Source organism: Streptomyces sp. NBC_00414, from assembly GCF_036038375.1.
Taxonomy (GTDB): Bacteria; Actinomycetota; Actinomycetes; order Streptomycetales; family Streptomycetaceae; genus Streptomyces.
On record NZ_CP107935.1, the window covers coordinates 9434200 to 9446587 of the forward strand.

13 protein-coding genes are annotated in these 12388 nt (G+C 70.2%); 5 read left to right on the forward strand and 8 right to left on the reverse strand.

Annotation, left to right across the window (positions count from 1 at the left end; all coding sequences use genetic code 11):
- The first annotated feature begins 76 nt into the window (after positions 1-76).
- Together OHS59_RS40490 and OHS59_RS40495 are read left to right on the forward strand one after the other, a co-directional pair.
- Entirely contained in the window at positions 77-1222 is a 1146-nt protein-coding gene (locus OHS59_RS40490) for an LLM class flavin-dependent oxidoreductase (RefSeq protein WP_328498313.1), read from the forward strand.
- 136 nt (positions 1223-1358) lie between these two features.
- Positions 1359-2054 carry a nucleotidyltransferase domain-containing protein gene (locus OHS59_RS40495; protein ID WP_328498314.1) on the forward strand — a complete coding sequence of 232 codons (696 nt, stop codon included), beginning with the start codon at positions 1359-1361 and terminating at the stop codon, positions 2052-2054.
- 103 nt (positions 2055-2157) lie between these two features.
- On the opposite strand, the gene urtE is transcribed toward OHS59_RS40495, so the two are convergent.
- From urtE to OHS59_RS40525, 6 genes are all read right to left on the reverse strand, one after another.
- Complete coding sequence (urtE, locus tag OHS59_RS40500; RefSeq protein ID WP_328498315.1) at positions 2158-2853, reverse strand: urea ABC transporter ATP-binding subunit UrtE; 696 nt, start codon at positions 2851-2853, stop codon at positions 2158-2160.
- Complete coding sequence (gene urtD, locus OHS59_RS40505; RefSeq protein ID WP_328498316.1) at positions 2850-3695, reverse strand: urea ABC transporter ATP-binding protein UrtD; 846 nt, start codon at positions 3693-3695, stop codon at positions 2850-2852. Before urtD ends, urtE begins: the two co-directional genes overlap by 4 nt.
- Positions 3692-4906 carry an urea ABC transporter permease subunit UrtC gene (gene urtC, locus OHS59_RS40510; protein ID WP_328498317.1) on the reverse strand — a complete coding sequence of 405 codons (1215 nt, stop codon included), beginning with the start codon at positions 4904-4906 and terminating at the stop codon, positions 3692-3694. Before urtC ends, urtD begins: the two co-directional genes overlap by 4 nt.
- Positions 4903-5799 carry an urea ABC transporter permease subunit UrtB gene (gene urtB, locus OHS59_RS40515; RefSeq protein ID WP_328498318.1) on the reverse strand — a complete coding sequence of 299 codons (897 nt, stop codon included), beginning with the start codon at positions 5797-5799 and terminating at the stop codon, positions 4903-4905. The genes urtC and urtB overlap by 4 nt, the downstream gene beginning before the upstream one ends.
- 62 nt (positions 5800-5861) lie before the next feature.
- Positions 5862-7088 (reverse strand): urea ABC transporter substrate-binding protein, encoded by a 1227-nt coding sequence (gene urtA / locus OHS59_RS40520; protein ID WP_443061677.1) that lies wholly within the window; start codon positions 7086-7088, stop codon positions 5862-5864.
- Between the two features lie 320 nt (positions 7089-7408).
- Positions 7409-8551, reverse strand: coding sequence for a substrate-binding domain-containing protein (locus tag OHS59_RS40525; RefSeq protein WP_328498319.1), 1143 nt, complete (start codon positions 8549-8551; stop codon positions 7409-7411).
- A 166-nt stretch (positions 8552-8717) separates the two neighbouring features.
- Between OHS59_RS40525 and OHS59_RS40530 the strand changes: the two genes are divergently transcribed.
- The 3 genes from OHS59_RS40530 (at position 8718) to OHS59_RS40540 (ending at position 11770) form a co-directional block, all read left to right on the forward strand.
- Positions 8718-9164, forward strand: a complete 447-nt coding sequence (locus OHS59_RS40530) for a MarR family winged helix-turn-helix transcriptional regulator (RefSeq protein ID WP_328498320.1) — start codon at positions 8718-8720, stop codon at positions 9162-9164.
- 157 nt (positions 9165-9321) lie between these two features.
- Positions 9322-10644: an aldehyde dehydrogenase family protein gene (locus OHS59_RS40535; RefSeq protein WP_328498321.1), complete on the forward strand. Its 1323-nt coding sequence runs from the start codon at positions 9322-9324 to the stop codon at positions 10642-10644.
- Between the two features lie 238 nt (positions 10645-10882).
- On the forward strand, positions 10883-11770 hold the full coding sequence (locus OHS59_RS40540) for a glycoside hydrolase family 19 protein (protein WP_328498322.1): 888 nt from the start codon (positions 10883-10885) through the stop codon (positions 11768-11770).
- Between the two features lie 92 nt (positions 11771-11862).
- Here the strand turns inward: OHS59_RS40540 and OHS59_RS40545 are convergent, their stop codons facing one another.
- Both OHS59_RS40545 and OHS59_RS40550 read right to left on the reverse strand, forming a co-directional pair.
- Positions 11863-12165, reverse strand: coding sequence for a DUF4190 domain-containing protein (locus OHS59_RS40545; RefSeq protein ID WP_328498323.1), 303 nt, complete (start codon positions 12163-12165; stop codon positions 11863-11865).
- Between the two features lie 4 nt (positions 12166-12169).
- On the reverse strand, positions 12170-12337 hold the full coding sequence (locus OHS59_RS40550; RefSeq protein ID WP_328498324.1) for a hypothetical protein: 168 nt from the start codon (positions 12335-12337) through the stop codon (positions 12170-12172).
- Positions 12338-12388 lie beyond the last annotated feature (51 nt).

Genomic DNA, 12388 nt, shown 5'->3' on the forward strand with positions numbered 1-12388 from the left:
CGCCCGCCCGCAGAACCGCCCCCCGCCCGCAGAACCGCCCCTCACACCGCCCGCGCCCCGATCGGAGAACGCACCCGTGTCCCTCACCTTCCACTGGTTCCTGCCCACCAACGGTGACAGCCGCCATGTCGTCGGGGGCGGCCACGGCACCCCGGCCACGGTGTCCGGCCGGGACCGGCCGCCGACGGTCGCGTATCTGAGCCAGATCGCCCGCGCCGCCGAGGACCTGGGCTTCGTCGGCGCGCTCACCCCCACCGGCGCCTGGTGCGAGGACGCCTGGCTGACCACCGCGATGGTCAGCCAGAACACCGAGCGGCTGAAGTTCCTGGTCGCCTTCCGGCCCGGGTTCGTCTCACCGACGCTCGCCGCGCAGATGGCGTCCACCTTCCAGCGCCAGTCCGGCGGACGCCTCCTCCTCAACGTCGTCACCGGCGGCGAGAGCCACGAGCAGCGCGCGTACGGCGACTTCCTCGACAAGGACGCCCGCTACCGCCGTACCGGCGAGTTCCTGCAGATCGTCCGGAGCCTGTGGGAGGGCAGGACCGTCGACCTGGACGGCGAGTTCCTGAAGGTCGAGGACGCCAGGCTGGCCCGGGTGCCCGACCCGGTCCCCGAGGTGTACTTCGGCGGCTCCTCGCCCATCGCCGGTGAGGTCGCCGCCAAGCACGTCGACGTCTACCTCACCTGGGGCGAGCCGCCCGCGCAGGTCGCCGAGAAGATCGCGTGGGTCCGCGCGCTGGCCGAGAAGGAGGGGCGCACCGTCCGGTTCGGCATCCGGCTGCACGTCATCACCCGGGACACCTCCGAGCAGGCCTGGGCGGAGGCGGAGCGGCTGCTCGCGGGCTTCGACCCGGCCACCGTGAAGTCCGTACAGGCCGGACTGGCCCGCAGCGAGTCCGAGGGCCAGCAGCGCATGCTCGCCCTCCACGGGGGCGGCAGCCGCGACGGTCTGGAGATCCACCCCAACCTCTGGGCGGGCATCGGCCTCGTGCGCGGCGGCGCGGGCACCGCCCTGGTCGGCAGCCACGACGAGGTCGCCGAACGCATCACCGAGTACCACCGCCTCGGCATCGACGAGTTCGTGCTCTCCGGCTACCCGCACCTGGAGGAGGCGTACTGGTTCGGCGAGGGCGTCCTGCCCCGGCTCGCCGCGCGGGGCCTGTGGCAGCACCCGTTCGCCGCCCGGCCCGCCCCCTCGGCACAGGTCCCCTTCGCGAGCTGAGCGCGGGCCCTCCCCCGTACCCCGCCCCTGCAATCGAAAGAAAATCGCTGTACGCGGCCACCTCCCGGGTGATGACCTTGTGCGAGCCGCCCGGCTCGCACGAGGCAGCGGGCGGCGGGGGAGAGGGGGGACGGCTGTGACCACCAAGAACATCCTGCTGTCCGGGATCGTCGGCTCGACCGCGTACGGCCTGGCCCGCGAAGGCTCGGACGTGGACCGGCTCGGCATGTTCGCCGCCCCCACCGAGGACCTCCACGGCCTGCACGGGCCGAAGGAGTCCCACGTCACGACCATGCCCGACAGCACCCTCCATGAGGCGGCCAAGTGGTGCCGGCTCGCCCTGGGCGGCAATCCGACCGTGACGGAACTGGTGTGGCTGCCCGACGAGTTGTACGAGGTCCGCACACCGCTCGGTGACGAACTGATCGGCATCCGCACGACCCTGCTCTCCGCGAAACGGGTCCGCGACGCCTATCTCGGTTACGCCACCCAGCAGTTCAAGCGGCTCTACGACCGCGGCGACAACTCCTTCTCCGCGGACAGCCGCAGGCGCACGGCCAAGCACGCCAGACATCTGCGGCGCCTGTGCCACCAGGGCTTCGAGCTGTACGCCACCGGTGCCCTGACCATCCGCGTCGAGGACCCGGACGACTACCACCGCTTCGGCGAACAGGTGGCGGCCGACGCCATGACCGCGCTGCCCCTGCTCCAGCGCTACGAGGCGGCCTTCGACGAGACCCCCAGCGCCCTGCCGGAACAGGCCGACGAGGCTCCCGTCGAGGCATGGCTGCGCCGGGTCCGCGCCCACTACTACACGCGGCCCGGGGCCTGACCGGCCCGCTCGCACGCTGAACCGTGGCGCGGCCCTCTCCCGGACCGGCCTGCTCGTTCCGGCTCTGATCGGCGCGGGCACCAGGCGCCCGCGCCGAATCGGCTCACACGCTCAGCGCCTCCCGCACCGACCGCTCGGCCTCCTGGCCCCCCTCGCCCGACGACGTGACCCGCCCCGCCTCCAGGACGTAGTAGCGCTGCGCCGCCCGCATCGCGAAGCCCACGTGCTGCTCCACCAGGAGTACGGAGAGTCCGCCGCGCGCGGCCAGGGCGAGGATCGTCTCCTCGATCTCCGCCACGACCGAGGGCTGGATGCCCTCGGTCGGTTCGTCCAGCAGCAGGATCCGAGGGTCCGTCACCAGCGCTCGCGCGATGGCCAGTTGCTGTCGCTGTCCGCCCGAGAGCAGACCCGCGCGCCGCGTCGACAGGGTGCGCAGCACCGGGAAGAGGTCCAGCGCCTCCGCGATCGCCGCCCCGCCACGCCTGCGGCCGTCGGCGACGAGCTGGAGGTTCTCCGCCGTCGTGAGGTGGGGAAAGACCTGCTGTCCCTGCGGTACGTACGCCATACCGCGCGCCACCCGCTCGTGCGGCTTGCGGCGGGTGATGTCCTCGCCGTCGAGCCGGATCGCGCCGCTGGACGGAGTGAGCAGCCCGACGGCCGCCCGCAGCAGTGTGCTCTTGCCCGCGCCGTTGTGTCCGAGCACCGCCGCGACGCCGTCGTCCGGCACGTCGACCCGGACTCCGTGCAGGACGACACTGCGGTGGTAGCCGACCCGGACGTCGTCGATCTCCAGCTTCATACGCCTCGCACCTCCTGTACGGCCGCGCCCGCCGCAGCACCGTCGGCCGACCCCGGCCGGAGCTGAGGCTCCGGCTCGTCCGGCAGTGCCGGCTCGGCGTCACCGACGGCCGCGTGCCCGAGGTACACCTCCTGCACCTTGGGGTCGGCCTGCACCTCGGCCACGGTCCCCTCGCTGAGCACCTTGCCCGCGTGCAGCACACTGACGCTGCGCGCGAAGGACCGCATGAAGTCCATGTCGTGCTCGATGACGACCACGGTCCGCTCCTCGCTGATGTGCTCCAACAGCTCGCCGGTGGCCTGCCGTTCGTCGTGGCTCATCCCGGCCACCGGCTCGTCGAGCAGCAGCAGCCGTACGTCCTGCACGAGCAGCATGCCGATCTCCAGCCACTGCTTCTGGCCGTGGGCGAGCGTGCCGGCGAGGCTGTCGGCCAGGTCCGTGAGCCCGACCGTCTCCAGCGCGTGCGCGACGGGCTCCGGCACGCCCTTGCGGCGCCGCAGCATCGTCAGCATGCCGCGTCCGGCACCGGCGGCGATGTCCAGGTTCTGCAGGACCGTCAACTCCTCGAAGACGGTGGCGGTCTGGAACGTCCGGCCGATGCCCGACCGGGCGATCCGGTGCACGCTCCGGCCGAGCAGTTCCTCGCCCCCGAAGAGGACCGAGCCCTGCGCCTTCACCAGCCCGGTGACGGCGTCGACGAGCGTGGTCTTGCCCGCGCCGTTCGGTCCGATCAGGAAGCGCAGGTCGCCCGGCCGCACGTCGAGGTCCACACCGCCGACCGCGGTGAACCCGTCGAAGGACACCCGCAGCCCGCGTATCTCAAGCCCGGAAAGCTCGCTCATACCGTTCCTCCAAGTGGCAGGGCAGGCGCCTTCTCCCCGCCGGCGTTCGCGCTCGCGCCGCCCTTGCCGACATCCCCACTCATGTCGCCGTCGCCGTCGCCGTCGCCGTCGTAGTCGCCGTCCCCGCCCGCGTGCGCCGCCCTGCGCCTCCGCACGACCCCGGCCAGCGAGACGAGACCGCCCGGCAGGAACGCCAGGGCCACGATGAACAGCAGTCCCTGGAAGTACGTCCAGGCCGCCGGGAACTCCTCCGACAGGGCCGTCTTCGCCCAGGCCACCCCGATCGCGCCCAGTACCGCCCCGGCGAGGCTCGCCCGGCCGCCGACCGCGGCGCCGATGACGAACTCGATCGACGGCACGATGCCGATCATCGCGGGGGAGATGATGCCGACCGCGGGCACGAACAGCGCCCCCGCGAGCCCAGCCGTACCGGCCGCCACCACGTACGCGACGAGCTTCACGTTCGCCGGGTCGTACCCGAGGAAACGCACCCGCTCCTCCGAGTCCCGTACGGCCACGAGGAGTTCGCCGTAACGGCTGTGGATCAGCTGCCGCACCAGGACGATCAGGAGCAGCAGGACGGCGGCGATGACGAAGTACACCATCCGCTGGTTGACCGGGTCGTCGAGGTCGTAGCCGAAGAAGCCCTGGATGTCGGTGAGTCCGTTGGTGCCGCCGGTCGTCTCCTGCTGGCCGATCAGCCAGATCGCGAAGGCGGCGGCGAGCGCCTGGCTCAGGATCGCGAAGTACGCGCCCTTGACCCGGCGGCGGAAGATGAACGAACCGAGGACCGCCGCCACGGCCATGGGCAGCAGCACGGTCGCCGCCAGCGCGAACAGTGGATTGCCGAACGGCCGCCACCACCAGGGGAGTTCGGTGGCGGTGCCGTACAGCTGCATGAAGTCGGGGAGGTTGCCGGGACCCGCGTCCGCGATCTTCAGATGCATCGCCATGGCGTAGCCGCCGAGGCCGAAGAACACACCCTGGCCGAGCGTGAGGAGGCCGCCGCGGCCCCAGGCCAGGCAGATGCCGACGGCGACCATCGCGGTGCACAGGTACTTGGCGAGCAGCCCGAGCCGGAAGTCGGAGAGTGCCAGCGGCGCGATGGCGAAGAGGGCGACGGCAGCGGCGGCGAAACCGGCCCAGGCACGCGCCGAGCGGCCTTTGAGCACGGTCACCGAACGGCCTTCGAGCAGAGGTGGCAGGGTCATACGAGACTCCTCGTACGCAGCGTGTACAGCCCCTGGGGCCGCCACTGGAGGAAGGCGACGATGGCCACGAGGACGAGCACCTTCGCCACGCTGACGGTGGTGGAGTACTCCAGGACGGACTGCATGGCACCGAGGACGAAGGCGACGATCACCGTGCCCTTGAGCTGTCCGATGCCGCCGACCACGATCACCAGGAACGCGTCGATGATGATGTTGGTGCCCATCGTCGGCCCGATCGGGCCGACCAGCGTCAGCGCGACGCCCGCGACCCCGGCGAGCCCGGAACCGAGGAAGAACGCGGTCCTGTCCACCCGCGAGGTGGAGATGCCGGACACCTCGGCCAGGTCCCGGTTCTGCACGACCCCGCGGATGCGGCGGCCGAGCGAGGTCAGCCGCAGTGTCAGCGACAGCGCGACGACGGCCGCGACGGCGAGAGCGAGGATGAAAAGCCGGCTGCTGGCGCAGGTCAGCGGGTCGGCGCCGCCGATGACGGTGATGTTGCCGGTGAGCAGGTCGGGCGCCCGGGTCTGTACGTTGGGCGCGCCGAAGATGTCCCGGGCGAGCTGCTGGAGCATCAGCGACACACCCCAGGTGACGAGCAGTGTGTCGAGCGGGCGCAGGTACAGGCGCCGGATGAGCACCCACTCCAGCAGCGCGCCGAGCGCCCCCGCCACCAGGAAGGCGACGGGCAGCGCCACGAGCAGGGACAGGCCGGCACCGGAGATCGACTTCTGGAGGACGTACGTGGTGTAGGCGCCGGCCATGATGAACTCGCCGTGGGCCATGTTGATGACGTTCATCTGGCCGAAGGTGAGCGAGAGACCGAGCGCGATGAGCAGCAGGACGGCACCGATGCTGATGCCGGTGAAGGTCTGACCGAGGATCACGGTCATACGGCGGCTCCGAGGAGGCAGGACGTGGGGGCCTCGTACGGAGGGCCCCCACGCGCGGTCGGTCAGGAGAGGCCGGAGGCCCAGTCGTAGCCCTTCAGGAACGGGTCCGGCTCGATCGCCTTGCCGGAGTCCCACACCTGCTCGATCAGCCCGTCGGTACCGATCTTCCCGATCCGGGCGGTCTTGTAGATGTGCTGGCTGGCGCCGTCCACGGTGACCTTGCCCTCGGGGGCGTCGAAGGTGATGCCGTCCGAGGCGGCCTTGACCTTCTCCGGGTCGAAGGACTTCGCCTTCTCGACCATCGCCTTCCACAGATACACCGAGGTGTACGCGGCCTCCATCGGGTCGCTGGTCGGCTTGTCCTTGCCGTACTCGGCCTTGTACGCCTTCACGAACTCGGTGTTCGCCGCGCCGGGCGTGGTCTGGTAGTAGTTCCAGGCCGTCAACTGCCCCGCCAGGTACTGCGATCCGATCGACTTGACCTCTTCCTCGGCGATCGACACCGAGACGACCGGCATGCTCTTCGCGGTCAGTCCCGCCGACTTGTACTCCTTGAAGAAGGCCACGTTCGAGTCGCCGTTGAGGGTGTTGAAGACGGCGTCGGCCTTCGACGCCTTCACCTTGTTGGCGATCGTGCTGAACTCCGTGGAGCCCAGCGGCGCGTAGTCCTCACCGAGCACCTTCATGCCGTTGGCCTTCGCGTACGCCTTGATGATCTTGTTGGCGGTGCGCGGGAAGACATAGTCGCTGCCGACGAGGTAAATACTCTTCTCGCCCTGGCTCTTGAGATAGTCGAGCGCCGGGACGATCTGCTGATTGGTGGTGGCCCCCGTGTAGAAGATGTACGGGGATTCTTCGAGGCCCTCGTACTGCACGGGATAGAACAGCAGGGACTTGTTCTTCTCGAAGACGGGTTTCACCGCTTTGCGGCTCGCGGAGGTCCAGCAGCCGAAGGTGGCCGCGACCCGGTCCTCCTTGATGAGCTTGGAGGCCTTCTCGGCGAACGTCGGCCAGTCGGAGGCGCCGTCCTCGCTGACCGGCTTGATCTGCTTGCCGAGCACCCCGCCCGAGGCGTTGATCTCCTCGATCGCCAGCTTCAGTGAGTCGCGTACGGTCACCTCGCTGATCGCCATGGTGCCGGAGAGCGAGTTGAGCAGGCCGACCTTCACGGTGTCGCCGCTCGTGTCGGCCTTGGCGGCCTGGTCGGACGAGCCGCCCGCTGCGTCGGTCTTGGCGCCGCACGCGGTGAGCGCGACGGCGGTCGCGAGTGCGGCGGCACCCGCCAGCACCCGGCGCCGGGACGAACGGGAAGCGTCGGAACCGGACGAGCGGGAACCGCTGAAACCACTGGAACCACTGATACCGCTGGACAAATGGACCCCCTCGGGCTGGGAGGACAACCTCCTCCTGGCGTGCGGTCCACAGCCTCAAGTCAGCCTGTTTCCAAGGCGTTTCGCATTACTTTCCCGGCGGTATCTTCCCGCTCTCATCGGCCTCTCGGCGGGCAACAAAAAATGCCCCGGACGGAATTCAGAACATGAATTCACAGTTCGCCCGCGGCATTCTAATTACTTCCTGTGGGAAGTATCTTCGTGCAAGCGCGAACATGTCAAGACCGGGACCCGTGAAGATTCAGCTGGGCCACCACGTCGAAGTCCACCCCGTCCGCCCGTGCCAGGTAGATCCGCTGGCGCACATGGCTGCCGCGCAGCCGGAGCAGTCCGCGCGGGCCCTCGTAGGAGACGGTGTCGGCGGCGGCGCCGATCACGGTGACGTCCAGCGTCCTGGCCCGTTCGATGAGCGCGGCGAGCAACAGCACGCCCTCGTAACACGATTCACCGAGACTGCCGAGGGCCGGTGCCTCCACGCCGTACCGTCCGGCGTACTGGCCCTGGAAGTCGAGCGTGTCCTGATTGGCGAGGGAGGCGAAGAAGCCGGCCGTGCTGTAGAGGCCGGCGGTGGCTGTCGGGCCGCTCGCCATCAGCATGTTCTCGTCCATCAGGGTGCTCAGTCGCAGGCACCGCTCGTCGAGCCCGGACGCGGCGAAAGCCCGGTTGAAGCGCACCGCGTCGCTACCCACGAGCAGCATCAGCACGCCGTCCGCGTCCGAGCGCTCGATGCGCCGCAGCACTCCGCCGAAGTCATGGGTGCCGAGCGGCAGATACGCCTCCGCGCAGACGGCGCCGCCCGACTCGCGTGCGTAGCGGTGCGAGGCCCTGGCCGTGCGGCGGGGCCACACGTAGTCGTTGCCGACGACGAACCAGCGGCGCACCCCGTGTTCCCTGGCCAACAGGCCCATGGCGGGCCGGAGTTGGTCGTCGGGGGTCTCGCTCGTGAGGAACACGCCCGCCGTGTGCTCCCCGCCCTCGTACAGCGCCGTATACACATAGGGCACCCGGTGGGCGATCCGCGGCGCGAGTGCCTGGCGCACGGACGAGATGTGCCAGCCGGTGACGCCCTGCACGATGCCGAGGTCCACCAGCGCCTCGACCTTCTCGGCGACGTGCCGTGGTTCGGCGCCGCCGTCGACCGGCAGCAGCCGCAGTTCCTTGCCGAGCACTCCGCCCGAGCGGTTGACCTGCTCCGCGGCGAGCCGCGCGCACAACTCGCAGGTGGGCCCGAAGATTCCGGCGGCGCCCTGCAGGGGGAAGACCAGTGCCACGCTGACGACCGAGTCGTCGGCCGTGAACCAGCCGAGCGGGAGCGGGTCGATCGGGGACGGGTCGAGCGGAGGCGGGTCGGGCCGGACCATGAGGGCATGATTCCGGGAACGTCCGGTGAACTCCAGTCCGTCTCGGGGTACGGTCGGCGTCGCCCGCGCGGCATGGGGGAGATCCTCGGGGAAAGCGGGACTTGTACGATGTGCCGACCCTCTGGAGTGCCCCCCGGAGCGCTCAGTCCCGGGAGCGAGGAGAAGGATGCCGACCCCACCTCCGCGCCGGTCGCAGGACCTCGTGCACCTCTTGACGCGGGCCGAACGGCTGACGGCGCGCCGGCTCCAGGCCGCCCTGGAGGAGCACGGCTGCACGCTCGACGCCTGGCGCGTGCTGTCCCTGCTCTCCGACGGTGAGGGGCACCCCATGACGGCGGTCGCCGAAGCGGCCTTCCTGCCGCCCGCGACCCTCACCAAACTGGTCGACCACCTCGTCGACCAGAACCTGGTCCACCGCCGGGTCGACCCCCTCGACCGGCGGCGCATCCTCGCCCACCTCACTCCGCGCGGCGAGACGTACTGGCGGCGCGTCGACGGCGAGGTGCGCACGCGGTTGCCCGCCCTGAGCGGCGGCGACGAGGAACTGCTGCGCGGGCTGCTGCACCGGCTGGTGGACACGCTCGACGGGGCGTCGGCGGAATCGTCCGTCTGAGCGGAGACTCGTGGCCGGGTGTGACTCGATGATCACGTGCGGTGTGTTCGGCCCGTGCGGAATTTTCGATGCCGTATAAATGGTTGGCATATACATCGAGCTTGCCGCTCGATGTACCGAGTGCGGGTCACAAGCCCGCCCCGACCAGCGAGGCACCGTGAACCAGCCCACCCCCGAGCAGCCCGCCGACGTCGTGGCCCGGCTGCGCGCCACCTTCCGCTCCGGCCGCACCAAGCCCGTCGAGTGGCGCACCGGCCAGCTGAGCCACCTGCGCGAGATGCTCACCGAGGACGGCGCGGAACTCGCCGCCGCCCTCCACGCCGACCTGGGCAAGAGCTCCACCGAAGCGTTCCGCACGGAGATCGACTTCGTGGTGCGGGAGATCGACCACACCCTCGAACACCTCGAAGAGTGGCTGCGCCCCGAGCCCGCACCCGTCCCCGCGCACCTCGGCGCGGACGCGACGGGCTGGACGCGTTACGACGCGCTCGGTGTCGTCCTGGTCATCGCCCCCTGGAACTATCCGGCGCAGCTCCTGCTGGCGCCGATGCTCGGCGCGATCGCCGCGGGCAACGCGGTGGTCGTCAAGCCCAGCGAGCTGGCCCCGGCCACCTCCGCCGAGCTGGCCAGGCTGCTGCCGCGGTACCTGGACACCGAGGCCGTCGCCGTCGTCGAGGGCGACATCCCCGAGACCACGGCCCTGCTCGCCGAGCGCTTCGACCACATCTTCTACACCGGCAACGGCACGGTCGGCCGCATCGTGATGACCGCCGCCGCCCAGCACCTCACCCCGGTCACCCTCGAACTCGGCGGCAAGTCCCCGGCCTTCGTCGACCGGGACGCCGACCTCACCGTCGTCGCCGAGCGCCTGGCCCGCGGCAAGTTCCTCAACGCCGGACAGACCTGCGTCGCGCCCGACTACGTCCTGACCGACCCGGAGACCGCCCGCGCCCTGGAGCCCGTACTGGCCGGGGCCGTCGAGACGCTGTACGGGGCCGACGCGTCCACCTCCGGAGAGTACGGGCGGATCATCAACGAGCGGCACTTCGACCGGCTCAGCGGACTGCTCGAATCCGGCCGGGTCGTCGTCGGCGGCGCCACCGACCGCGCCACGAAGTACATCGCGCCGACCGTCCTGGCGGATGTCGCCCCCGACGCGCCCGTCATGCGCGAGGAGATCTTCGGCCCGGTCCTGCCGATCGTGACCGTCCCCGGCCTCGACGAGGCCATCGACTTCATCAACGACCGCGACAAGCCCCTGGCCCTGTACGCCTTCACCGAGTCGGACACCACCCGGGAGCGGCTCGCCGCCGAGACCTCGTCCGGCGGCCTCGGCCTCGGTCTGCCGCTCGCCCATCTCACCGTCTCCGACCTGCCCTTCGGCGGAGTGGGGGAGAGCGGCATGGGCAACTACCACGGCCGCTACTCGATCGAGACGTTCAGCCACCGCAAGGCGGTACTGGAGAAGCCGCTGAGCTGAAGCCGTCGTATCAGGGGTGCCGGGCCGGTGCCCCCGATCTGAAGCGGAGCGGTGCCGGGGCGAGTTGACTGGTCTACACCCTTGACTGGTCCAGACCAAGGTGGTGGAGTGTGCCTCACCACCCCCCACCACGGCCGCCCCGTACGCCGCGACCGGTCCCCACCGGCACGTGCGTACAAGGTCCGCCCCGCGCTGCCCTCGTACGGGTCCGGCCGTGCTCCGTGAAGGAGTTGATCCTGTGTCGAGGCGCCGTATCTCCGCGTTCGTGGCCGCGATCGTCCTAGGAACCGCCGCACCCGTGCTGTTGCCGGCCTCCAGCGCGTCCGCCGCGGCCTGTTCGAGCTATCCGAGCTGGGTGGCCGGCAAGTCCTACGTGACCGGCAACATCGTCCGGTACACCGACGGCAAGGCGTACATAGCCGAGCACGACAACCCGGGCTACGACCCCACCATCAGCACCTGGTACTGGGAGCCGTACGCCTGTGACAACGGACCCACCAACCCCTCAGGGTTCGTCGTCAGCGAGGCGCAGTTCAACCAGATGTTCCCGAACCGGAACGGTTTCTACACGTACAGCGGCCTGAAGGCCGCGATGAGCGCCTACCCGGCGTTCGCGAACACCGGCAGCGACACGGTGAAGAAGCAGGAGGCAGCGGCCTTCCTCGCCAACGTCAACCACGAGACCGGCGGTCTGGTCCACATCGTCGAGCAGAACACCGCCAACTACCCGCACTACTGCGACTGGGGCCAGCCCTACGGCTGCCCGGCCGGCCAGGCCGCGTACTACGGCCGCGGGCCGATCCAGCTCAGCTGGAACTTCAACTACAAGGCCGCGGGCGACGCACTCGGCATCGACCTCCTGAACAACCCCTGGCTCGTGCAGAACGACGCGGCCGTGGCCTGGAAGACGGGCCTGTGGTACTGGAACACGCAGTCCGGCCCCGGCTCCATGACCGGCCACAACGCCATGGTCAACGGCGCGGGCTTCGGCCAGACGATCCGCAGCATCAACGGTTCGCTGGAGTGCGACGGCAAGAACCCGGCCCAGGTGCAGAGCCGGGTGGACAGCTACCAGCGGTTCGTCGGGATCCTCGGCACGTCGGCGGGCAGCAACCTGTACTGCTGATACGCCGCTTGAGCGCTGTTCCACGGCCGACTCGCCGTCGGCCGTGGAACAGCGCTTTCGTGCGCCGCGCCCGGGTCGGTTGTCCCGCGCGGTCAGCCGAAGATGCCCCACGAGGTGGTGCCGTTCACCGCGATCAGGACGCAGAGCACCACGATGTCCGCGATGCCGAGCCACAGCCCGAGCAGCGCCCTGAAGCGGCGGGGCGTGCCCCGCCGCAGGGCCATGACGGCCAGGACGATGGCCACGGGGCCGAGGAAGAAGTTGAGGACGAGGAGTCCGACCAGGCCGAGGACGAAGGAGGCCACGGCCATTCCCTCGGTGTCCCGCCGGCCGGCCTGTCGCCCGCCGGTGCCCTGTTCGCCGGTCTCCCGTCGCCGGGACTCGGTAAGCCGCATCAGGTCACGCCCTCCGGGTCCGGTCGCCGTGCCTGCGCCGCTCGCGCACCGCGAACACGGCCAGCCACACGGCGATGGCCGCACCGGCCACGACGGTCACGGGCAGGGGGAGATAGGCGGCCGAGCCGATCAGGCCGGCCAGCAGGAGAAGGGCCACGACAAGAAGGATCACGTCTGCTCCCGTTCGCGCGGGGACATGGGCAACACGGTGGATCGCCACTTC